Origin of the sequence: Rhizobium sp. BT-226 (assembly GCF_025847085.2) — a bacterium.
GTDB lineage: Bacteria > Pseudomonadota > Alphaproteobacteria > Rhizobiales > Rhizobiaceae > Rhizobium > Rhizobium sophorae.
Genome location: NZ_JAOYTI010000002.1, coordinates 94,584 through 117,740, shown reverse-complemented (window position 1 = coordinate 117,740; position 23,157 = coordinate 94,584). Strand labels below are relative to the sequence as shown.

Annotated in this window: 19 protein-coding genes; 16 read left to right on the top strand and 3 right to left on the bottom strand. The window is 61.1% G+C overall.

Going from position 1 to position 23,157, the window contains the following annotated elements:
• Positions 1 to 164 precede the first annotated feature (164 nt).
• The 15 genes from nuoG to OIU37_RS10610 all read left to right on the top strand — a co-directional run bounded on the left by nuoG (position 165) and on the right by OIU37_RS10610 (position 17,167).
• Positions 165 to 2,246 carry an NADH-quinone oxidoreductase subunit NuoG gene (nuoG, locus tag OIU37_RS10680; protein ID WP_171600871.1) on the top strand — a complete coding sequence of 694 codons (2,082 nt, stop codon included), beginning with the start codon at positions 165 to 167 and terminating at the stop codon, positions 2,244 to 2,246.
• A 12-nt stretch (positions 2,247 to 2,258) separates the two neighbouring features.
• A complete protein-coding gene (gene nuoH / locus OIU37_RS10675; RefSeq protein ID WP_264257502.1) occupies positions 2,259 to 3,302 on the top strand; it encodes an NADH-quinone oxidoreductase subunit NuoH in 1,044 nt (347 codons plus the stop codon).
• Positions 3,303 to 3,342: 40 nt separating this feature from the next.
• On the top strand, positions 3,343 to 3,834 hold the full coding sequence (gene nuoI, locus OIU37_RS10670; protein WP_003547385.1) for an NADH-quinone oxidoreductase subunit NuoI: 492 nt from the start codon (positions 3,343 to 3,345) through the stop codon (positions 3,832 to 3,834).
• A 141-nt stretch (positions 3,835 to 3,975) separates the two neighbouring features.
• Positions 3,976 to 4,590: an NADH-quinone oxidoreductase subunit J gene (locus tag OIU37_RS10665; protein WP_033180330.1), complete on the top strand. Its 615-nt coding sequence runs from the start codon at positions 3,976 to 3,978 to the stop codon at positions 4,588 to 4,590.
• 23 nt (positions 4,591 to 4,613) lie between these two features.
• Positions 4,614 to 4,922: an NADH-quinone oxidoreductase subunit NuoK gene (gene nuoK, locus OIU37_RS10660; protein WP_027685143.1), complete on the top strand. Its 309-nt coding sequence runs from the start codon at positions 4,614 to 4,616 to the stop codon at positions 4,920 to 4,922.
• A 7-nt stretch (positions 4,923 to 4,929) separates the two neighbouring features.
• Entirely contained in the window at positions 4,930 to 6,930 is a 2,001-nt protein-coding gene (gene nuoL, locus OIU37_RS10655; RefSeq protein WP_264257500.1) for an NADH-quinone oxidoreductase subunit L, read from the top strand.
• On the top strand, positions 6,930 to 8,441 hold the full coding sequence (locus tag OIU37_RS10650; RefSeq protein ID WP_171600869.1) for an NADH-quinone oxidoreductase subunit M: 1,512 nt from the start codon (positions 6,930 to 6,932) through the stop codon (positions 8,439 to 8,441). The genes nuoL and OIU37_RS10650 overlap by 1 nt, the downstream gene beginning before the upstream one ends.
• 18 nt (positions 8,442 to 8,459) lie before the next feature.
• Positions 8,460 to 9,905: an NADH-quinone oxidoreductase subunit NuoN gene (gene nuoN / locus OIU37_RS10645; RefSeq protein WP_264257499.1), complete on the top strand. Its 1,446-nt coding sequence runs from the start codon at positions 8,460 to 8,462 to the stop codon at positions 9,903 to 9,905.
• Positions 9,905 to 10,669, top strand: coding sequence for a biotin--[acetyl-CoA-carboxylase] ligase (locus OIU37_RS10640; RefSeq protein ID WP_163878474.1), 765 nt, complete (start codon positions 9,905 to 9,907; stop codon positions 10,667 to 10,669). The genes nuoN and OIU37_RS10640 overlap by 1 nt, the downstream gene beginning before the upstream one ends.
• A gap of 17 nt (positions 10,670 to 10,686) precedes the next feature.
• A complete protein-coding gene (locus OIU37_RS10635) occupies positions 10,687 to 12,357 on the top strand; it encodes a ribonuclease J (RefSeq protein WP_264257498.1) in 1,671 nt (556 codons plus the stop codon).
• A 2-nt stretch (positions 12,358 to 12,359) separates the two neighbouring features.
• Positions 12,360 to 12,764 (top strand): methylmalonyl-CoA epimerase, encoded by a 405-nt coding sequence (gene mce, locus OIU37_RS10630; protein ID WP_180693217.1) that lies wholly within the window; start codon positions 12,360 to 12,362, stop codon positions 12,762 to 12,764.
• A 195-nt stretch (positions 12,765 to 12,959) separates the two neighbouring features.
• Complete coding sequence (locus tag OIU37_RS10625) at positions 12,960 to 13,235, top strand: DUF1467 family protein (RefSeq protein WP_003547401.1); 276 nt, start codon at positions 12,960 to 12,962, stop codon at positions 13,233 to 13,235.
• A 591-nt stretch (positions 13,236 to 13,826) separates the two neighbouring features.
• Complete coding sequence (gene proS / locus OIU37_RS10620; RefSeq protein WP_264257497.1) at positions 13,827 to 15,149, top strand: proline--tRNA ligase; 1,323 nt, start codon at positions 13,827 to 13,829, stop codon at positions 15,147 to 15,149.
• Between the two features lie 15 nt (positions 15,150 to 15,164).
• On the top strand, positions 15,165 to 16,469 hold the full coding sequence (locus OIU37_RS10615) for a lipoprotein-releasing ABC transporter permease subunit (protein WP_171600866.1): 1,305 nt from the start codon (positions 15,165 to 15,167) through the stop codon (positions 16,467 to 16,469).
• A gap of 14 nt (positions 16,470 to 16,483) precedes the next feature.
• The gene (locus OIU37_RS10610) at positions 16,484 to 17,167 is read left to right on the top strand and encodes an ABC transporter ATP-binding protein (RefSeq protein WP_264257496.1); all 684 of its coding nucleotides are present in this window, start codon (positions 16,484 to 16,486) and stop codon (positions 17,165 to 17,167) included.
• A 244-nt stretch (positions 17,168 to 17,411) separates the two neighbouring features.
• Here the strand turns inward: OIU37_RS10610 and OIU37_RS10605 are convergent, their stop codons facing one another.
• Together OIU37_RS10605 and OIU37_RS10600 are read right to left on the bottom strand one after the other, a co-directional pair.
• On the bottom strand, positions 17,412 to 17,876 hold the full coding sequence (locus tag OIU37_RS10605; protein WP_264257495.1) for a DUF5680 domain-containing protein: 465 nt from the start codon (positions 17,874 to 17,876) through the stop codon (positions 17,412 to 17,414).
• A 1-nt stretch (position 17,877) separates the two neighbouring features.
• Positions 17,878 to 18,246, bottom strand: a complete 369-nt coding sequence (locus OIU37_RS10600; protein WP_264257494.1) for a hypothetical protein — start codon at positions 18,244 to 18,246, stop codon at positions 17,878 to 17,880.
• A gap of 132 nt (positions 18,247 to 18,378) precedes the next feature.
• On the opposite strand from OIU37_RS10600, the gene dnaE reads away from it, so the two are divergent.
• Positions 18,379 to 21,876, top strand: a complete 3,498-nt coding sequence (dnaE, locus tag OIU37_RS10595; protein ID WP_264257493.1) for a DNA polymerase III subunit alpha — start codon at positions 18,379 to 18,381, stop codon at positions 21,874 to 21,876.
• Between the two features lie 11 nt (positions 21,877 to 21,887).
• On the opposite strand, the gene OIU37_RS10590 is transcribed toward dnaE, so the two are convergent.
• Positions 21,888 to 23,144: a L,D-transpeptidase family protein gene (locus tag OIU37_RS10590; protein ID WP_171600863.1), complete on the bottom strand. Its 1,257-nt coding sequence runs from the start codon at positions 23,142 to 23,144 to the stop codon at positions 21,888 to 21,890.
• Positions 23,145 to 23,157: the final 13 nt, after the last annotated feature.

Sequence of the window (23,157 nt, the reverse complement as noted above, 5' to 3'; positions counted from 1 at the left end):
GGGCCTCAAGATGCCGGTGCGGGTTCCGGGTCTGGAACGCGCGATAGAGAATTTGGGCGACATCAGATGTCGGCTGGACGAAAGATCCGGCTTGGCAATGAGAGTGCTGCAAAAATAGGTTTGTTTGCCGTCATCAGGCAAACGGGAAACAGGACTGAGCGACGATGGCAAAACTGAAGATTGACGGCAACGAGATCGAAGTTCCGGATCATTTCACGCTATTGCAGGCGTGCGAAGATGCCGGTGCCGAGGTTCCGCGCTTCTGCTTCCATGAGCGCCTGTCGGTTGCCGGCAATTGCCGCATGTGCCTTGTCGAGGTGAAGGGCGGCCCGCCGAAGCCGCAGGCTTCCTGCGCCATGAGCGTGCGCGATATCCGCGGCGGCCCGAACGGCGAATTGCCTGAGGTCTTCACCAACACCCCGATGGTCAAGAAGGCCCGCGAAGGCGTGATGGAATTCCTGCTGATCAACCATCCGCTCGATTGCCCGATCTGCGACCAGGGCGGCGAATGCGACCTGCAGGACCAGGCGATGGCTTTCGGCATCGACACCTCGCGCTATCAGGAAGACAAGCGCGCCGTCGAGGACAAGTATATCGGCCCGCTCGTCAAGACGGTGATGAACCGCTGCATCCACTGCACGCGCTGCGTCCGCTTCACCACCGAGGTCGCCGGCATTTCCGAACTCGGCCTGATCGGCCGCGGCGAGGATGCCGAGATCACCACCTATCTCGAACAGGCGATGACCTCCGAGCTGCAGGGCAACGTCGTCGACCTTTGCCCGGTCGGGGCGCTCACCTCGAAGCCCTTCGCCTTCACCGCGCGCCCGTGGGAGCTGAACAAAACCGAATCGATCGACGTCATGGATGCCGTCGGTTCGGCGATCCGCGTCGACACCCGTGGCCGTGAGGTCATGCGTATCCTGCCGCGCGTCAATGAGGCGATCAACGAGGAGTGGATTTCCGACAAGAGCCGCTTCATCTGGGACGGCCTGAAGACCCAGCGCCTCGACCGGCCCTATGTTCGCCGCGACGGCCGCTTGCAGCCCGCCACTTGGGCCGAAGCCTTTGGCGCCATCAAGGCCGCCGTCGGCGCCACCTCGGGCGACAAGATCGGCGCAATCGCCGGCGACCTTGCTTCCGTCGAGGAAATGTATGCGCTCTCCGAACTGGTGAAGTCGCTGGGGTCGGTCAATCTCGACTGTCGCCAGGATGGGGCGGCACTCGATCCGTCGCTCGGCCGTGCAAGCTACCTCTTCAACCCGACCATATCGGGCATCGACCAGGCCGATGCGCTGTTGATCATCGGCGCCAATCCGCGCTTCGAGGCAGCCATCCTCAACGCCCGCATCCGCAAGCGCTGGCGCCGCGGCAAGTTCCCGATCGGCGTGATCGGCGAGCCGGGCGAACTGCGCTACAACTATGATTACCTCGGCGGCGGTCCCGACACGCTGAAGGATCTGGTCGACGGCACCCACGCCTTCGCGGACGTGCTGAAGAACGCAGCCAAGCCGATGATCATCATCGGCCAGGGCGCGCTGTCGCGCACCGATGGCGCCGGCGTTCTCGCCAGTGCCGCCAAGCTTGCCGGCGCGGTCGGTGCGGTCGTCGAAGGCTGGAACGGCTTTGCCGTCCTCCATACCGCTGCCTCGCGTGTCGGCGGCCTCGACCTCGGCTTCGTGCCGGGCGCCAAGGGCGTCAATGCCGCCGAGATGCTGAGCGCGATGGACGTGCTCTTCCTGCTCGGTGCAGACGAACTCGACTTCACCGTCAAGAAGGCCAAGCTCACCGTCTATATCGGCTCGCATGGCGATAACGGCGCGCATCATGCCGACGTCATCCTGCCGGCCGCAGCCTATACCGAAAAGTCCGGCACCTGGGTCAATACCGAAGGCCGCGTCCAGATGGGCAACCGCGCAGGTTTTGCGCCGGGTGACGCCCGCGAGGACTGGGCGATCATCCGTGCCCTTTCCGACGTGCTCGGCAAGAAGCTTCCCTTCGATTCGCTCAGCGAATTGCGCGTCCGGCTCTATGCCGCTTTCCCGCATTTCGCTGCCATCGACGAGATCGCTGAAACCGATAGCGCCCAAATTGCCGCAGTTGCGAAAAAAGCCGGCAAGATGAACAAATCCGGGTTTGCGTCGCCGGTGAAAGACTTCTATTTGACGAACCCGATAGCGCGTGCCTCGGCTGTCATGGCGGAGTGCTCGGCATTGGCCCGCAACAACTTCAAAGTCGCGGCAGAGTAAGGGCAGGGGACTATGGATTCTTTCTTTTCGACCTATGTCTGGCCGGCGATCATCATGATCGGTCAGTCGCTGCTGCTTCTCGTCTGCCTGCTCGTCTTCATCGCCTACGTGCTGCTCGCCGACCGCAAGATCTGGGCGGCCGTGCAGCTGCGCCGCGGCCCGAACGTCGTCGGTCCCTTCGGCCTGTTCCAGTCCTTCGCCGACCTTCTGAAGTTCGTCTTCAAGGAGCCGATCATTCCGGCCGGCGCCAACAAGGCGGTGTTCCTGCTGGCCCCGCTGGTGACGGTGCTTCTGGCGCTGTCCACCTGGGCGGTGGTGCCGCTGGCCGACGGATGGGTGATCGCCAACATCAATGTCGGCATCCTCTATATTTTCGCGATTTCCTCGCTCGAGGTTTACGGCATCATCATGGGCGGCTGGGCTTCGAACTCGAAGTATCCGTTCCTCGGCGCGCTGCGTTCGGCGGCGCAGATGGTGTCCTATGAAGTCTCGATCGGCTTCGTCATCGTCACCGTGCTTCTCTGCGTCGGCTCGCTGAACCTGACCGATATCGTCAATGCGCAGCATACCGGCGTTGGCACCATGCTCGGCCTGCCGGCGTCGTTCCTCGACTGGCACTGGCTGTCGCTTTTCCCGATGTTCATCATCTTCTTCATTTCGGCACTTGCCGAGACGAACCGTCCGCCCTTCGACCTTCCGGAAGCGGAATCGGAACTCGTTGCCGGCTTCATGGTCGAATACGGCTCCTCGCCATACATGATGTTCATGCTCGGCGAATATGCGGCCGTCTGCCTGATGTGTGCGCTGACGACGATCCTCTTCCTCGGAGGCTGGCTGCCCCCGGTCGATATCTGGATCCTCAACTGGGTCCCAGGCATCATCTGGTTCACGCTGAAGGCCTGCCTGGTGTTCTTCATGTTCGCGATGGTCAAGGCCTTCGTTCCGCGCTACCGCTACGACCAGCTCATGCGCCTCGGCTGGAAAGTTTTCCTGCCGCTGTCGCTCGCCATGGTCGTCATCGTTGCATTCGTGCTGAAACTGACGGGTTGGGCATGATGATGCCCGCTCTCGTTTTCGGCAAAATTGGAGGTTGAAGATGGCTAGCTTGTCCGGCTCCATCAGCTCACTGTTTCTCAAGGAGTTCGTCGGCGCGTTCTTTCTGTCGATGCGCTATTTCTTCCGCCAGAAGGCGACGATCAACTATCCCTTCGAAAAGGGCCCGGTCTCCCCGCGTTTCCGCGGCGAGCATGCGCTGCGCCGTTATCCGAATGGCGAGGAACGCTGCATCGCCTGCAAGCTCTGCGAGGCGATCTGTCCTGCCCAGGCGATCACCATCGAGGCAGGTCCCCGCCGCAACGACGGCACGCGCCGTACGGTGCGTTACGACATCGACATGGTGAAGTGCATCTATTGCGGTTTCTGCCAGGAAGCCTGCCCGGTCGACGCGATCGTCGAAGGCCCGAATTTCGAATTCGCGACGGAAACCCGCGAAGAGCTCTATTTCGACAAGGCGCGGCTTCTGGATAACGGAGACCGGTGGGAGCGCGAGATCGCCCGCAACATCGCGATCGACTCGCCGTACCGCTGATCGAGTTTTGAAATGCCGTAATGGAGCTTGAGCGCTTCGGTCGCGGTCAATATGCACAGGAGTTTTGCCGGTCAGCCGCGCAAAGTTCTATCGGGCAGAAAAACTCCCGGCTGCCCGGGGGAAGATGAAAAAGGCACCAACATGGGTCTGCAGGCTCTATTTTTCTATCTTTTCGCCTTTGTCGCGGTGGCGTCGGCGTTCATGGTCATCTGGGCGAAGAACCCGGTTCACTCAGTTCTGTTCCTGATCCTGGTATTCTTCAACGCGGCCGGCCTCTTCCTGCTGGCCGGTGCCGAATTCCTGGCGATGATCCTGCTCGTCGTCTATGTCGGTGCCGTCGCCGTTCTCTTCCTCTTCGTGGTGATGATGCTCGATATCGACTTCACCGAACTGAGGGCAGGGGTTCTCGAATATGCGCCGATCGGCGGGCTGATCGGGGTGATCCTGGCGGCCGAACTGATCGTCGTCATCGGCGGCAGCGTCATCTCGCCGGAGATCGCCAAGTCCGTCGCCATGCCGATCCCGGCGCTGAGCGAGCGCACCAATACGGCTGCCCTCGGCGACGTGCTCTATACAAACTACGTCTATTTCTTCCAGATCGCCGGTCTGGTGCTCCTGGTCGCCATGATCGGTGCGATCGTGCTTACGCTGCGGCATCGCACCAACATCAAGCGGCAGAATATTCCCCGGCAGGTTGCCCGCACGCCCGCCACCGCCGTCGAGGTGGTCTCGGTCAAGCCCGGGCAGGGCGTCTAAAGGCAGGTCAAGGAACAAAGAACATGGTCATCGGACTTTCCCACTACCTGACGGTCAGCGCCATCCTCTTCACGCTCGGCGTCTTCGGCATCTTCCTCAACCGGAAGAACGTCATCGTCATCCTGATGTCGATCGAACTGATCCTGCTTGCCGTCAACATCAACATGGTCGCCTTCTCCCATTTCCTGAACGACATCGTCGGCCAGGTCTTCGCGCTGTTCATCCTGACGGTCGCGGCTGCCGAAGCGGCGATCGGTCTTGCAATTCTCGTTGTCTTCTACCGCAACCGCGGCTCGATCGCGGTCGAAGACGTCAATATGATGAAGGGCTGAGTGGCTCATGTTCCTCTATAAGGCTATCGTCTTTCTTCCCTTGATCGGTGCGATCGTCGCCGGCCTTTTCGGCCGCGCCATCGGCGCCAAGGCTTCGGAATATGTCACCAGCGGCCTGATGATCATCGCCGCCATCCTGTCCTGGGTTGTCTTCTTCTCTGTCGGCATGGGCCATGCCGAAGGCGGCCCGATCAAGGTCGAGGTGCTGCGTTGGATCCAGTCCGGCGGCATTGACGTCTCGTGGTCGCTGCGTGTGGATACGCTGACTTCAGTCATGCTGATCGTCGTCAACACGGTCTCGACGCTGGTGCATGTCTATTCGATCGGCTACATGCATACCGATCCGCATCGTCCGCGCTTCTTCGCCTATCTCTCGCTCTTCACCTTCGCCATGCTGATGCTGGTGACCGCTGACAACCTTGCCCAGATGTTCTTCGGCTGGGAAGGCGTCGGTCTCGCCTCCTATCTGCTGATCGGCTTCTGGTTCAAGAAGCCGTCGGCGACGGCCGCGGCGATGAAGGCCTTCATCGTCAACCGCGTCGGCGACTTCGGCTTCGTGCTCGGCATTGCCGGCGTCTTCGTGCTGTTCGGCTCGATCAACCTCGACACGATCTTCGCCAATGCCTCGAACTTCGCCCCGCATGAGGGCGCCGGCGAAGCAGGCGAGGTGATCCTCAACCTCTTCGGCATGCAGCTCGACAAGGCGCATGCGCTGACCGGCATTTGCCTGCTGCTCTTCATGGGCGCTATGGGCAAGTCGGCGCAGTTCCTGCTGCACACCTGGCTGCCTGACGCGATGGAAGGCCCGACCCCGGTCTCGGCCCTCATCCATGCCGCCACCATGGTCACCGCCGGCGTCTTCCTCGTCGCCCGCATGTCGCCGCTCTTCGAACTGTCGCACGATGCGCTTGTCGTCGTCACCGTGATCGGCGCGATCACCGCCTTCTTCGCGGCAACCGTCGGCCTCGTGCAGAACGACATCAAGCGCGTCATCGCCTATTCCACCTGCTCGCAGCTCGGCTACATGTTCGTGGCGCTCGGGGTAGGGGCCTATGGCGCGGCGATCTTCCATCTCTTCACGCATGCCTTCTTCAAGGCGCTGCTCTTCCTGTGCGCCGGCTCGGTCATCCACGCCGTCGATGGCGAGCAGGACATGCGCTACATGGGCGGCCTGCGGCCGCACATCAAGGTGACGTTCTGGCTGATGATCATTGGCACGCTGGCGATCACCGGCGTCGGCATTCCCTTCACGCCGATCGGCTTTGCCGGCTTCTTCTCCAAGGACGTGATCATCGAGGCGACCTATGCATCGCATTCGCCGGTCTCGGGCTTCGCCTTCTCGCTGCTGGTCATTGCGGCTCTGTTCACCAGCTTCTATTCCTGGCGCCTAATCTTCATGACCTTCTTCGGCAAGCCACGCGCTTCGCATGAGGTCATGCACCACGTCCACGAGTCGCCGCAGGTCATGCTTGTGCCGCTCTATCTGCTGGCGATCGGCGCGGTGCTTGCGGGCGTGATCTTCGAGGGCCGGTTCTACGGCGAGGAATATGCCGAGTTCTGGAAGGGTGCGCTCTTTACCGGCGCCGAGAACGAACTGGTCGAAGAGTTCCACCATGTGCCGGCACTCGTGGCTTTGAGCCCGTTCATCGCCATGGTGCTCGGCTTCGTCACCGCCTGGTACATGTATATCCGCTCGCCGCAGACGCCGCGCATCCTGGCGCAGCAGCACCGCGTGCTCTACCAGTTCCTGCTCAACAAGTGGTATTTCGACGAGCTCTACGACTTCCTCTTCGTCCGCACAGCCAAGGCGCTCGGTCGCTTCTTGTGGAAGAAGGGTGATGTCGGCGTCATCGACACCTACGGCCCGAACGGTGTCGCCGCCCGCGTCGTCGCCGTCACCGATCGCGTGGTGCGCCTGCAGACCGGTTACCTCTATCACTACGCCTTCGCCATGCTGATCGGCATTGCGGCGCTCGTTACCTGGATGATGCTCGGGAGTTCCTTCTGATGACCGATTGGCCTATTCTTTCAACGGTCACCTTCCTGCCGCTGGTCGGCGTGGTGCTCCTGCTATTGATGAACGGCGAGAGCGAAACCGGCCGGAAGAACGTGCTGTGGATCTCGCTGATCACCACCGTCTTCACCTTCGTCGTCTCGCTCTTCATCTGGACCGGCTTTGACAACGCCAATCCAGGCTTCCAGATGGTCGAGAAGCATAACTGGCTCGGCACCGGCATCGGCTACCACGTCGGCGTCGACGGCATCTCGATGCTGTTCGTCATCCTGTCGACCTTTCTCATGCCCTTCTGTGTGCTGGCGAGCTGGCTCTCGATCGAGAAGCGCCTGAAGGAATATATGATCGCCTTCCTCATCCTCGAAACGATGATGATCGGCGTCTTCGTCTCGCTCGATATCGTACTGTTCTACGTCTTCTTCGAGGCGGGCCTCATTCCGATGTTCCTGATCATCGGTGTCTGGGGCGGCAAGGACCGCGTCTATGCGAGCTATAAGTTCTTCCTCTATACGCTGCTCGGCTCGGTGCTGATGTTGCTCGCCATCATGGCGATGTACTGGCAGGCCGGCACGACCGATATCACCGCGCTGCTCGCCTATAAGTTCCCGCCGGCGCTGCAGACCTGGTTATGGCTAGCCTTCTTCGCCTCCTTCGCGGTGAAGATGCCGATGTGGCCGGTCCATACCTGGCTTCCCGATGCCCACGTTCAGGCGCCGACGGCAGGCTCGGTGATCCTCGCCGGCGTTCTCTTGAAGCTCGGCGGCTACGGTCTCATCCGTTTCTCGCTCGGCATGTTCCCGGTCGCGTCCGATTATTTCGCGCCGCTCGTCTTCGCCTTGTCCGTCATCGCCATCATCTACACCTCTCTGGTGGCGATGATGCAGGACGATATCAAGAAGCTGATCGCCTACTCCTCCGTGGCGCACATGGGCTACGTGACCATGGGCATCTTTGCCGCCAACATGCAGGGCGTTCAGGGCTCGATCTTCCAGATGCTCTCGCACGGCATCGTCTCCGGCGCGCTCTTCCTCTGCGTCGGCGTCGTCTACGACCGTACCCACACCCGCGAGATCAACGCCTATGGCGGCCTCGTCAACAACATGCCGAAATATGCCGTGGCGATGATGGTCTTCACCATGGCCAATGTCGGGCTTCCCGGCACGTCGGGCTTCGTCGGCGAATTCCTGACGCTGATCGGCGTCTTCCGGGTCAACACCTGGGTGGCGCTCTTTGCCGCCACCGGCGTCATCCTCTCGGCCGCCTACGCGCTCTGGCTTTATCGCCGGGTGATCTTCGGCGCGCTGGAAAAGGAAAAGTTGAAGGCGCTGCTCGATCTTTCGCCGCGCGAACAGCTGATCCTCTACCCGCTGGTTGCGCTGACCATCTTCTTCGGCGTTTATCCGGCTCCGGTCTTCGATGCGACGGCCGCCTCGGTGGATCTGCTGGTCAACAACTACACGGCCGCCGTGCACGCAGCGCAGAATGTTGCGCTGTCTATGAAATGATGACGGGACTTATTGGACATGACCGCTGAAACAATTCTCCTCAGTCTGCATCTTTCCGCGCCGGAGCTCATCCTCGCGGTCGGCGCCCTTGTCCTGTTGATGGTCGGCGTCTTCTCAGGCGAGCGGTCGGGCCTTGTCGTCACCGGGCTCGCCATCGTCCTGCTCCTGGCCTCCGGCCTGTGGCTGCTCTTCGTGCCCGCAGAAGGCCTTGGCTATGGCGGGGTCTACATGGCCGACGGCTTCTCGCGCTTCATGAAGCTGGTGGCGCTGATCGGTTCGCTGGTCGCCATGTTCATGTCGATCGGCCACGCCCGCGAAAATCAGCTCGACAAGTTCGAGTTCCCGGTTCTCCTGGTGCTTGCGACCCTCGGCATCCTGCTGATGATCTCGGCCAACGACCTGATCTCGCTCTATCTGGCGCTAGAACTGCAGTCGCTGGCGCTTTATGTCGTCGCCGCGATCAACCGCGACAGCCTGAAGTCGACCGAAGCCGGCCTGAAATATTTCGTCCTCGGCGCGCTTTCGTCCGGCATGCTGCTCTATGGCATGTCGCTCGTCTATGGCTTCACCGGCCACACCCACTTCTCTGAAATCGCCCAGGCGCTGTCCGTCGAGGGCGCGCGTTCGCTCGGCCTCATCTTCGGCCTTGTCTTCATCCTCGCCGGCATCGCCTTCAAGATCTCGGCCGTTCCCTTCCACATGTGGACGCCGGACGTTTATGAAGGCGCGCCGACACCGGTCACCGCCTTCCTTGCCGCAGCACCCAAGGTTGCTGCCATGGCGATGATGACCCGCATCGTCATCACCGCCTTCCAGCCGGTTCTGGCGGACTGGCAGCAGGTCGTCGTCTTCATCTCGATCGCCTCAATGCTGCTCGGTTCGTTTGCCGCGATCGGCCAGAAGAACATCAAGCGACTGATGGCCTATTCCTCGATCGGCCACATGGGTTATGCGCTGGTCGGCCTTGCCGCCGGCAACCAGACCGGCGTCACCGGCGTCATGCTTTACATGGTCATCTACATGGTCATGACGCTCGGCAGCTTTGCGATCATCATGTCGATGCGCCGGAAGGACGGCACCGTCGTCGAGGAGGTCAACGATCTCGCCGGCCTTTCCACGACGAACCCGTTCATGGCCGTGGTGCTGACGGCGCTGATGTTCTCGCTTGCCGGCATCCCGCCGCTCGCCGGCTTCTTCGCGAAATACTTCGTCTTCGTCGCCGCCATCGAAGCCAAGCTCTATGCGCTCGCCATCATCGGCGTTCTCGCCTCTGTCGTCGGCGCCTACTATTATCTGCGTGTCATCAAGCTGATGTGGTTCGATGAGGCGACCGGCGAGTTCGCCCGTGTCTCCGGTGCTCTGCGTCTTGTCTTCGGTCTCTCCGGTCTCTTCGTCACCGCCTATGTCCTCATCGGCGGCCCGATCGGCGGCGCGGCAGAGCTTGCCGCTGCGACGCTCTTTTGATGGCTTCCGACGGACGGCGCCGGATATCGCTCGGCGATTTCAGGCACGAGGCTCTGTCGGAAACATCATCCACCAACAGCGAATGCCTCGCCCGGGCTCGGGCGGGCGATGGCGGCAATCTCTGGGTGACCGCCGAGAGGCAGACGGGCGGCCGCGGCCGCCGCGGCAGGCTCTGGGTTTCCGAGCGCGGCAATCTCTACGCTTCCCTTCTTCTGATCGACCCGGCGCCGATGGAGCGCCTGGGCTCGCTGCCGCTGGCGATCGCCGTTGCCGTGCACCAGGCGATCCGCAGGGTGCTGCCACTCGGCGCCGAACCGCTCGAGGTCAAATGGCCGAACGATATTCTCATCGGTCGAAAGAAGACCTGCGGCATTCTCGTCGAAGGCGAGGGGCTGCCGGACGGACGTTACGCGCTGATCGTCGGCATTGGCATCAATATCTCCGTGATGCCGGACAATCCGCTCTACCCCGTCACCTGCCTACGCCAGCAGGGAAGTGCGGCGTCGCCGGAGGAACTCTTCGCGCATCTCTTCGCCGCGACGGCGGAAGTGCTTGAAATTTGGGACGAGGGCCGCGGCATCGGCGAGATCACGGCGCTCTGGCGCGCCATCGCCTGCGGCATCGGCGAAAAGATTACGGTGAATTTGCCGGACCGATCGATTTCCGGACAATTCGCCGGAATTGATGATAATGGCTTGTTGATGCTCGATACCGGCACTGGCAGGATAATGCCCATTGCTGCCGGTGATGTGTTTTTTGGATAGCGGAACAAACGAAAATTATGGCGAAACAGGACGAACTGGTATTCCTGCCTCTGGGCGGTGTCGGTGAGATTGGCATGAATCTCGCTCTCTATGGCTACGGCCCGCCCGAGCATCGCCAGTGGATCATGGTCGATTGCGGCGTCACGTTTCCCGGCCCCGACCTGCCGGGTGTCGACCTCGTGCTGCCCGATATCCGCTTCCTCGCCAGCGAACGAAAGAACCTCAAGGCGATCATCATCACCCATGCGCATGAAGACCATTATGGTGCGCTCGCCGACCTCTGGCCTGGGCTCAACGTACCGGTCTATGCCTCTGGTTTTACCGCCGGTCTGCTCGAAGCTAAGCGTAATTTCGAGAAGGCGACGATCGGCGAAGTGCCGGTGACGCCGTTCAAGGCAGGCGATACGATCAATGTCGGCCCCTTCAGCATCGAGGGTGTGGCGGTCAACCATTCGATCCCCGAGCCGATGTCGCTGATGATCCGCACGCCGGTCGGCAATGTCATCCATACCGGCGACTGGAAGATCGACCACGAGCCCTCGCTCGGACCCCTGACTGATGAGGCACGTTTCCGCCAGCTCGGTGACGAGGGCGTGCTGGCGCTGATGTGCGATTCCACCAATGCGCTGCGCGACGGTGTTTCGCCCTCTGAGAAGGATGTGTCGGAAAGCCTGCGCAAGATCATCGAGAATGCCGAGGGCCGGGTGGCGATCACCACCTTTTCGTCGAATGTCGGGCGAATCCGCACCGTTGCCGAGGCTGCCGAGGCGGCAGGCCGCGAAGTGCTGCTGCTCGGCAGTTCGCTGAAGCGCGTCGTCAACGTTGCCCAGGACATCGGCCTGATGGAAGGCGTAAAACCCTTCATCTCCGAGGACGAATACGGCTACATCCCGCGCGACAAGGTCGTCGTCATCCTGACCGGCAGCCAGGGCGAGTCGCGGGCAGCCCTTGCCAAGCTCTCTCGCGACGAGATGCGCAACGTGGCGTTTGCGGCAGGCGATATCGTCGTCTTTTCTTCGCGCGCCATTCCCGGCAACGAGAAGGCGATCCAGGACATCAAGAACGGCCTCGTCGAGCAAGGTGTGCACATCATCACCGATACCGAGGCGCTGGTCCACGTTTCCGGCCATCCGCGGCGCAACGAGCTGCAGCGGATGTACGAGTGGACGCGGCCGAAGATCGTCGTGCCGGTGCATGGCGAGGCCACGCATCTGACGGCGCACAAGGAACTTGCCGAGCAATCCGGCATCGCCCTGGTGCCACGCGTGCGCAACGGCGATATCCTGCGGCTGGCGCCCGGTCCCGTCGAGGTGATCGGTGAGGCGCCGCATGGCCGGATTTATAAAGACGGCACGCTGATCGGCGATTTCGACGAGATGGGTATCGGCGAGCGCAAGAAGCTCTCCTATGTCGGCCATGTCGCAGTCAACGTTGTGCTCGACGCCCGCTATGACATCGTCGGCGATCCCGATCTCGTTTCGATCGGCCTGCCGGTCTATGACGACGAGGGCGAGGAGATGGAAGATACGCTCTTCGACGCCGCGATCAGCGCCATCGAAAGCATTCCGCGCGCCCGCCGCAAGGATATCGACATGCTGCAGGAGGCCGTGCGCCGGGCCATCCGCTCGGCTGCGAACCAAGCCTGGGGCAAGAAGCCCGTCGTCACCGCCTTCGTGACCAAGGTCTGACCATGCTCGGCCGAGTCAATCATATCGCCATTGCCGTGCCCGATCTGGCCGCGGCGACGGCGGCCTACCGCGATACGCTGGGTGCCGCCGTATCGCAGCCGCAGGCTCTGCCTGAGCACGGCGTCACCGTCGTTTTCGTCGAATTGCCGAACACCAAGGTCGAATTGCTGCAGCCGCTCGGGGCTGCCTCGCCGATCGCAGCCTTCCTCGAAAAGAACCCGTCCGGCGGCATGCACCACATCTGCTATGAGGTGGACGATATCCTTCTTGCCCGAGACCGGCTGGTAGAGGCGGGCGCAAGGGTGCTCGGCGACGGCCAGCCGAAAACCGGCGCGCATGGCAAGCCGGTGCTCTTTCTGCATCCCAAGGATTTCTTCGGCACGTTGATCGAACTCGAACAGGCTTAAGCCCTGCTGCGGCAGAGTGACCCGAAGACGGCACCTCTTTGAGTTGGTCGCCATTCCGCCGTATAAGGACGCGACATTACAGCGCCGCGTGTATTTTAAGACGCGCAAAGGACGCTGTAACAATTAAAATTGCTGCATTCCTTAAATCGATTCCGATTTAAGGAATGCAGCAGCGCGACACCAACGGGAACCGTAATGCTCCAGATCTTTCTTCAGGGATTTGCCGTCTACTTCATCATCTGGTGGATGACGCTTTTTGCCGTCCTGCCGATCGGCCTGCGCACCCAGGCGGACGACAACGACGTCGTGCTCGGCACCGTTCCAAGCGCGCCCACCCGGTTTCGGGCCGCTTTCGTGTTTTCGCTGACGACGCTGATTTCGGCCTTGGTCTACGGCCTCTGGTATGTTTGTGACACCTATTTCGGCTGGGGCTTCGACGCCCTGCCGCAACTCGGCCCCAGCTTCTATTAGGGATGGCTTTTGCTCAAACTTTGAGCAGATGTAAACCTATTGAAAGCGAACTTCGTCATACCGGCGTCATACTGTTGCGGCAAAGAGCTCTCGTAACGGAACGAGGATCATTCCCTAACGGAAGTCGGCCGGATTTTTGGATGGGCATGGAGGCCGAAAAGCCAAAAAAAAACAAGGCTAAAAGCCTTGTTTTAAGTATCGCGTGATCTGTAACCGTTGCCGGGGCTGCGACGAGCGCGCCTAAGATCTGATCCTCCCAAGACTTGACCGCGAATTCGGCAAGAATTTAACTTCCTGCCTGTTTTGTGAGCTAAAACTAGCTCAAACATTGGGCTTTGTCATCAGCTTTTTTTGCATTTTTGCTACACTCTAGCAAAATTTTTCTGTTGACAAGATTTTCGTTCAAGTCCTTATAAACACGCGCTTTTTCATGCCCTTTCATTTTGCGGGTGCGAACATGCGCTTCCGGGAGGTTGCCGGCATCCGTTGCGGGTTTCCTTCCTGCCGCGAAGCGGCTATGAACGCTCCCGACATTAACAATGGTCTTTCGATTCCGCCCCCTGCGGGATCTCAACTGCTCCGGAATCCGCCATGCGTCTGTCCCGCTATTTCATGCCCATCCTTAAGGAAAACCCCAAGGAGGCGGAAATCGTCTCCCACCGGCTGATGCTCCGCGCCGGCATGATCCGTCAGCAGTCGCAGGGCATTTATTCCTGGCTGCCGCTTGGCAAGCGTGTGCTCGACAAGGTCAACGCCATTATCCGCGACGAGCAGAACCGCGCCGGTGCCATCGAGCTGTCGATGCCGACCCTGCAATCGGCCGAGCTCTGGCAGGAAAGCGGCCGCTACGACGCCTACGGCAAGGAGATGCTGCGCATCAAGGACCGTCAGGATCGGCCGATGCTCTACGGCCCCACCAACGAAGAGATGGTGACGGATATTTTCCGCTCCTCCGTCAAGTCCTACAAGGACCTGCCGCTCAATCTCTATCATATCCAGCTGAAGTTCCGTGACGAGATCCGTCCGCGCTTCGGCACCATGCGCTCGCGTGAATTCATGATGAAGGATGCCTATTCCTTCGATCTGACGCGCGAAGCGGCGGAGCATTCCTATAACAAGATGTTCGCCGCCTATCTCAGAACCTTCGATCGGCTCGGCCTGCGCGCCATTCCGATGCGCGCCGACACCGGCCCGATCGGCGGCAATCTCAGCCATGAATTCATCATCCTCGCCGACACCGGCGAATCCGAGGTCTTCTGCCACAAGGATTTCGTCGGTTTCGATATTCCTGGCGACCGCACCGATTTCGACAGTGTCGAGGGCCTACAGGCGATCTTCGACAAATGGACCTCGCTCTATGCGGCGACCTCGGAAATGCACGACGAGGCGGCCTTCAACGCCATTCCCGAGGGCGACCGCCTGTCGGCGCGCGGTATCGAGGTCGGCCACATCTTCTATTTCGGCACGAAATATTCCGAGCCGATGGGCGCGAAAGTGCAGGGACCGGACGGCAAGGAACACTTCGTCCACATGGGTTCCTACGGTATCGGCCCGACACGCCTTGTTCCCGCCATCATCGAAGCATCGCATGATGATAACGGAATCATCTGGCCGGCATCTGTCGCGCCCTTCGATATCGTTGTGATCAACATGAAGGCGGGCGATCAGGCCTGTGACGATACTTGCGAGCTGATCTATGCCGCGCTGACCAAGGCCGGCAAGGATGTGCTTTACGACGATACCGACGACCGGGCCGGCACGAAATTCGCGACCGCCGACCTGATCGGTGTACCCGTCCAGATCATCGCCGGCCCGCGTGCGGTCGCAAACGGCGAAGTGGAAGTGAAGGACCGCAAGACCGGCGCCCGCGAAACGATGACCATCGAAGCGGCGATCAATCGGTTCGTGGCTTAAGGAAACGGAGGCGAAATGGCAGAGGCAGCAGTGGACCGAAGCTCGAAATCCGGCTTGGGTCCGGCTGGCAAGCCATTTTCCACCTTTGAACGCCTCGTGGCGTGGCGTTATCTGCGCGCCCGCCGCAAGGAGGCCTTCATATCGGTGATCGCCGGCTTCTCCTTTGTCGGCATTACGCTCGGCGTCGCGACGCTGATCATCGTCATGGCCGTGATGAACGGTTTTCGCACCGAGCTCGTCTCGCGTATCCTCGGCATCAACGGGCACATGATCGTGCAGCCGGTCGACGGACCCTTCACCGATTATCCTGTCCTCAGCAGCAAGCTCGCCGCCGTGCCCGGCGTCAAGATGGCGCTTCCCCTGGTGGAAGGCCAGGTGCTCGCCTCAGCCCAAGCCGGCGGCAGCACCGGCGCTCTGGTGCGCGGCGCCCGCGCCGAGGATCTGACCAAGCTCAAGACGGTCTCCGACAACATCAAATCAGGCGACATGGTGGGTTATGCCTCCGGCGATGGCGTGCTGATCGGCAGCCGCATGGCCGACCAACTCGGTCTGCGCGTTGGCGATCTCATCACGCTGACGTCACCGGATGGCGACATTACGCCGATGGGCGTCAGCCCTCGCATCAAATCCTACAAGATCTCCGGCCTCTTTGAGATCGGCATGTCGGAATATGACTCCTCGATCATCTTCATGCCGCTCGAGGAAGCGCAGCTCTATTTCAATGCCGAGGGACTGGTGCAGTCGATCGAGCTCTTCGTCGACAATCCCGACGATATCGACGATCTGAGGCCCAAGGTGGAGGAGGCAGCCGGCCGCCAGATCGCCATCACCGACTGGCGCCAGCGCAACCAGACCTTCTTCTCGGCGCTTCAGGTCGAGCGCAACGTCATGTTCATGATCCTGACGCTGATCGTGCTCGTCGCGGCGCTGAACATCATCTCCGGCCTGATCATGCTGGTGAAGGACAAGGGCAGCGATATCGCCATCCTGCGCACCATGGGTGCCAGCGCCGGTGCGATCATGCGCATCTTCTTCATGACCGGAGCGGCGATCGGCATTGTCGGCACCATTGCCGGTGTGCTGCTCGGCGTTCTCGTCTGCGTCAACATCGAATCCGTCCGCCAGTTCTTCTCCTGGATTTCAGGCACCGTGCTCTTCAATCCGCAGGTCTATTTCCTCAGCCAGCTGCCGGCGGAGATGGATCTGAGTGAAACGATCTCGATCGTCGTCATGGCGCTGACGCTCTCCTTCATCGCGACCATCTTCCCGGCCTGGCGTGCCTCCAGGCTCGATCCGGTGCAGGCCCTGCGCTACGAATAAGGAATGCCGCCTTCATGAAACGCAACGTCGTTCTCAAGCTTACCGGCGTCGAGCGCCATTACGGGCAGGGCGATACGCTGCTCTCGATCCTGAAGGGCGCAGACTTTTCGATATCGAAGGGGGAGACTGTCGCTCTCGTCGCCCCTTCCGGCACCGGCAAGTCGACACTGCTGCATATCGCCGGCCTGCTGGAGCATCCTGACGGCGGTGAAGTCAACATCAACGGCCATGCCTGTGACGGCCTGAGCGATGAGAAACGCACCGCGATCCGCCGCAGCGAAATCGGCTTCGTCTACCAGTTCCACCACCTGCTGCCGGAATTCTCGGCGCTCGAAAATATCATGATGCCGCAGCTGATCGCCGGGCTTTCCTGGAAGGAAGCCGGCGAGCGGGCCGGCCAGCTTCTCGATTATATGCGCATCGGCCATCGTGGCTCGCATCGCCCTGGCGAGCTTTCCGGCGGCGAGCAGCAACGCGTTGCAATTGCCCGCGCCGTCGCCAATGCGCCGACCCTGCTTCTTGCCGACGAGCCGACCGGCAATCTCGACCCCGAAACGGCAAGCTACGTCTTCGACGCGCTGGAAGCGCTGGTGCGCCAGTCCGGCCTTGCTGCCCTCATCGCCACCCACAATCACGAACTCGCCCGCCGCATGGATCGACGCGTGACGATCTCCGATGGCAAGGTCGTTGATTTCTGAGACTGCGGTCCATGGCTGCCCCATTCGCGACGTGCCCCTCACCTAACCCTCTCCCCGTAAAGAACGGGGAGAGGGGACGTGCCCTGCGAGAGCGAGGTGGGAGCGGAGAGGTTGCGGCTTGGTCCCTTCGCCCCGTTTACGGGGAGAAGGTGGCGGCAGCCGGATGAGGGGCTGTTATCGCCGATCTCGTCGGCCGGACGTTATGCACGCAATCCATTTTTAACCGGCCGGCAGCTGGCCGCTGTCAGGGGATGACCAGCCCGCCGCGATAGTCGAGCATATAGGCCTTCTGGCCATCGACCATGATGCATTCATGGCCGCTGAACCGCTCGCAGCCGCCTTCGCTGCTGTCGACATAGCGGCCGAACGGATGGTCGAATTCCATCCCGCCAAGAAACCGGCCCTCGCGATACATCGCCGAAAGTGCAGCCTTGATCACTGTCCCGGCTGCTGCGCCGTCGATCAGCTTCGGCGCAATGACGCAGCCGAAATAATTCATCGCCCAGACGGGCTCGCCGGCAAACCACACCACTTCCTGTCCGGCAAAATCGGTCCCGCCGAAATAGCTGTCGAGATAGCGCCAGTCGCCGCGTTCGTAACCGATATCGTGGGCACCCGGCCGGCAGGGTACGCTCGGCACGCCGCCGCCGACATAGGTCGCCGCCTTCGCCTCCACGACGAATTCGTTCAGCATCGCAATATCGACCATGTCATTCTCCTCTCGGCCCGATGCTGGCAAATATGCCGCGGCATGTAAAGAACAAAAAGAGAACATGTGCCGGAAATAAAGAGTCGCCCTGAGGAGGTCTGCCGCCTGAGCACCATGACCGATCTGCGGCGGATCGGGAAAGGGCAAGGCTGCTGCCGATCACGTCGAGCGCCGGCCCTTTAGCCGATTCGTCGCCTATTTCCTGGGAGTTTCCAACACAAGAAAGAAGGAAAAGATTCCTGTTGACAACGGAACATACATGGAACAAATTGCAAACATAACGAGTAAAGGAGAGACCGATGACTGACATGATCCGTGATATCGCAGCATTCACCTCCATCGCAATGTTCGTTGCCAGCTTCTCGCTCATCGTCATGGCGCTCTAAACTTTTCAGGGGACCGCATGGCAATCATGCGGTCCGGACGCGGGACTTCTTCTGGACATCATCGCCCTCTATGCCGACAATGCGTCCGATTCATTCGGTGATTGGGAAGGCATGTCATGGCGGATACGGCAAAGGGTTCAACGGATGAGGCGACCGGCGGCACGCCGGGCTTCATCCACCTGAGGGTCCATTCCGCCTATTCGCTTCTCGAGGGCGCCCTGCCGCTGAAGAAGATCCTCTACAAGGCGACCGGCGACAGCCAGCCGGCGATTGCGATTACCGACACCAACAATCTGTTCGTTGCGCTGGAATTCTCCCAGAAGGCGATGGAGGACGGCCTGCAGCCGATCATCGGCTGCCAGGTCTCGATCGATATGGGAGACGGGTTGGAAACGGAAAAGCGCGGCGGCCAGCAGGCCCTGGTCAAGCTGCCTTCGATCGTTCTTCTCGCCGCGACGGATGCCGGTTACGAACGGCTGGTCGATCTCGTCAGCCGGGCCTATCTCGGCGGCGAAAGCAACCAGGCCGTTCATATCAGCGCCTCCTGGCTGGAGGAGACAGGCACGGAAGGGCTGATCGCATTGAGCGGCGCCTTGACCGGGCCGGTCGACGTGGCGATCAAGGAAGGCCATCCCGCTCAGGCCGAAGCCCGGCTGCTCAGGCTGAAGCGTCTCTTCGGCGACAGGCTCTATGTCGAGCTGCAGCGGCACGGCACTTACGACAAGCGGCACGAACAGAAGATTATTGGGCTCGCCTATGCCCACGACCTGCCGCTGGTTGCGACCAACGAGGCTTTCTTTCCGACACGCGACGATTACGACGCCCATGATGCGCTAATGGCGGTCGCGCACAACGCCATCGTCTCCGACGACAGCCGCTTTCGCCTGACGCCGGATCACTATCTGAAGAGCCGGGCCGAGATGGTCAAGCTTTTCGCCGACCTGCCGGAAGCGCTGGAAAATACGATCGAGATCGCCACGCGCTGCTCCTTCGTGCTGAAGACGCGAAAGCCGATCCTGCCACGCTTCACCGGTGCGACCGACGATGCCGAGGAGGCCGAACGCGCCGAGGCGAGCGAGCTGCGCCGCCAGGCGGTCGAAGGGTTGGACATGCGGCTTGCAACGCTCGGCATGTCGCCGGGTTACGAGGAAAAGGATTATCGCGAACGGCTGGATTTCGAGCTCAGCGTCATCGAGCGCATGCGTTTCCCCGGCTACTTCCTGATCGTTGCCGACTTCATCAAATGGGCCAAGCAGCATGACATTCCGGTCGGTCCCGGCCGCGGTTCGGGCGCCGGCTCGCTGGTCGCCTATGCCTTGACGATCACCGATGTCGATCCCTTGCGTTTTTCGCTGCTCTTCGAGCGCTTCCTCAATCCGGAACGCGTCTCCATGCCCGACTTCGACATCGACTTCTGCCAGGACCGCCGCGAAGAGGTGATCCGCTACGTCCAGGCCAAGTATGGCCGCGAGCAGGTGGCGCAGATCATTACCTTCGGTTCGCTGCAGGCGCGCGCCGCCCTTCGCGACGTCGGCCGCGTGCTGGAGATGCCCTACGGCCAGGTCGACAAGATCTGCAAACTCGTGCCGAACAACCCGGCTAATCCGACGCCGCTGTCCAAGGCGATCGAGGAGGAGCCGAAGCTGCAGGAGGAGGCGGCGAAAGAACCTGTTGTCGCGCGCCTGCTCGACATCGCCCAGAAGATCGAGGGGCTTTACCGCCATGCCTCGACCCATGCCGCCGGCATCGTCATCGGCGACCGGCCGCTTTCCAAGCTGGTGCCGATGTATCGCGATCCGCGCTCGGACATGCCGGTCACTCAATTCAACATGAAATGGGTGGAACAGGCGGGCCTCGTCAAGTTCGACTTCCTCGGCCTGAAGACTTTGACGGTGCTGAAGGTCGCGGTCGATTTCGTCGCCAAGCTCGGTATCAAGGTCGATCTCGCAGCCATTCCTCTCGACGACAAGAAGACCTACGAGATGCTGTCGCGCGGCGAGACGGTCGGCGTGTTCCAGGTGGAAAGTGCGGGCATGCGCAAGGCGCTGATCGGCATGAAGCCGGACTGCATCGAGGACATCATCGCGCTGGTGGCGCTCTACCGTCCGGGCCCGATGGAGAACATCCCGACCTACAATGCCCGCAAGCACGGCGACGAAGAGCTGGAATCGATCCATCCGATGATCGACCACCTGCTCAAGGAAACGCAAGGCGTCATCGTCTACCAGGAGCAGGTGATGCAGATCGCCCAGGTCCTGTCCGGCTATTCGCTGGGCGAAGCCGACCTGTTGCGTCGCGCCATGGGCAAGAAGATCAAGGCCGAGATGGACCAGCAGCGCGAACGCTTCGTCGTTGGCGCTGTCAAGAATGGCGTATCGAAGCCGCAGGCCGACAATATTTTCGAACTGCTGGCGAAGTTCGCCAATTATGGCTTCAACAAGTCGCATGCCGCCGCCTACGCCATCGTCTCCTACCAGACGGCCTATATGAAGGCGCATTACCCAGTCGAATTCCTCGCCGCCTCGATGACGCTCGACATGTCCAACACGGAAAAGGTCAATGATTTCCGCCAGGATGCCAAGCGCCTCGGCATCGAGGTGATCGCACCCTCGGTGCAAACCTCTTTCCGCCATTTCGAGACCGGCGACAACCGCATCTATTACGCGCTCGCCGCCCTCAAGGGTGTCGGCGAATCCGCCGTCGACCATATCGTCGAGGTGCGTGGCGACAAACCCTTCGCCAGCATCGAGGATTTCTGCCTGCGCATCGATCCGCGTCAGGTCAATCGTCGCGTGCTCGAAAGCCTGATCTATGCCGGCGCCTTCGATTGTTTCGACATCGACCGCGCCCAGCTGGCAGCCGGCCTCGACCGTGTTCTCGGTTATGCCCAGCGCGCCCAGGAGAACAAGCTGAGCGGCCAGTCGGACATTTTCGGCAGCACGCTGACGTCGGGGCCTGAGAAGATCTCCCTGCCGCCGTTCTCGCCCTGGCTCCCCTCCGAGCGGCTGCTCAAGGAATTCCAGGTGCTGGGCTTTTATCTGACAGCCCACCCGCTCGATTCCTACAACAACATCCTGCAGAAGATGCGGGTGCAGACCTTTGCCGAGTTTTCCGCCGCCATCAAACAGGGCGCGGCCAATGCGCGCCTTGCCGGTACCGTCATCTCGAAGCAGGAGCGCAAGACCCGCACCGGCAACAAGATGGGCATCATCGTCTTTTCGGATTCTTCGGGCCAGTTCGAAGCGGTGCTGTTTTCGGAAATGCTGAACCAGTATCGCGATGTGCTCGAGTCGGGAAAATCCTTCGTGCTGACTGCGACGGGCGAGGAGCGACCGGAGGGCATCGGCCTGCGCATCCAGACGATCCAGTCGCTGGAGGAAAAGTCACTGCAGATGCAAAAGGCGCTACGCGTCTATGTCCGCGATTCCGGACCGCTGCGGATGGTGGCCGGCCATTTGAACGCCAAGGGCGACGGCCTCGTCTCCTTCATCGTCATCAAGGAGGAGGGCAAACGTGAGGTGGAAGTAGCGCTGCCGGAGAAATACCGGATTACCCCGGAGATCGCCGCCGCCCTTCGTGCCGCCCCCGGCGTCGTCGACGTCGAACTGGTTTGATCAGCCCCGCGTCACCCGCGGGTGATTGTGATGAAATCCGTGCCTTCGCCGGTCTCCCGGCCGAGGCCGGTATCGGAAATCGTTAGCGTCGAGCCTGGCGCGATCAGGGCGTCGATCTTGCGGCGGGTCTCGTCAGGGATGGTAATCCGGCTGAGCGAACGGGCGATCGGCTTGCCTGTGATGATCGAGCTTTCCTGATTGGTGATGCCGAGCCGCTTCATCGTTTCGCGGGAAAGATTGTTCTCGAGCGTAATGCCGAGCCAGTCCGCCGTGCCGGCCTTTTCATGGACCGCATGCAGCGTGAAGAAATGTGTGCCGAGCGCCAGTCCCGGATCGGCGATCATCACCGGCGCTTCGAAGATCGGCTTGAAGGCCTGCCGCACCATGATGACGCCGTTCGGCGGCTCGCCCTTGCCAGCCGCTGCGTAGACTTCGCTGAGGAGCGTGTCGGAAACCAGGCTCCTGTCGGCGGCAAATTCCGTCGGCCGCAGCGCCCTGAAAGCCTTGATTGCCTGCACGGTCGACGGACCGAGCAAGCCGTCAGGATCGCCGGCGGAAAAGCCGAGTTGGTTGAGCAGGGTCTGGATGTCGATCACCGTCTCGCGCAGCGTCCGGCGCGTGATCAGCATGCTGATTGGCTCGGACGGCGGCTCAGGTTCGGGCGTTACAATCAGTGGTGCGGCCGGCATCGGCATCGCAGTCGTATCGTTCATCGCCACCTGCACCGGCTTCTCGGGGCTGTCGGGCATGGAGGGCCGCAGTTCGACATCCGAAAGCAGCGGCATCGCCGCCGGCGCATCCGGATGGAAAAGCGTCGGATGGTCGATCGGCTGCGGCACGACTTCACCGTCGCTGATAATGACGGGTACACCGCGGTCGGTCATGCCATAGAGCATTTTTGCGAAGGCGCCGGGCATGCGCACGCAGCCATGCGAGGCCGGATAACGCGGCACCGAATTGGATTCGTGCAGCGCGATGCCTGACCATGTCAGCCTTTGCATGAACGGCATCGGGGCGTTGGAATAGAGATTGGATTCGTGGTATTTCTGCTTTTCCAGCACCGAGAAGATGCCGCTCGGCGTCGTGTGGCCGTCCTTGCCGGTCGAGACCTTCGAGGTCGCGACGACCTCGGTGCCATCATAGACCGCAAGCGACTGCTTGTCCTTCGAGACGATGATCTGCAGCGTGCGCGCATCCGCGGCAAGAGCGGGGTGCACGAGTGCGGTGGCCGACAGCAAGCCGAGGCCGAAGACGAGACGCGAGAACATGATACCCAACCAT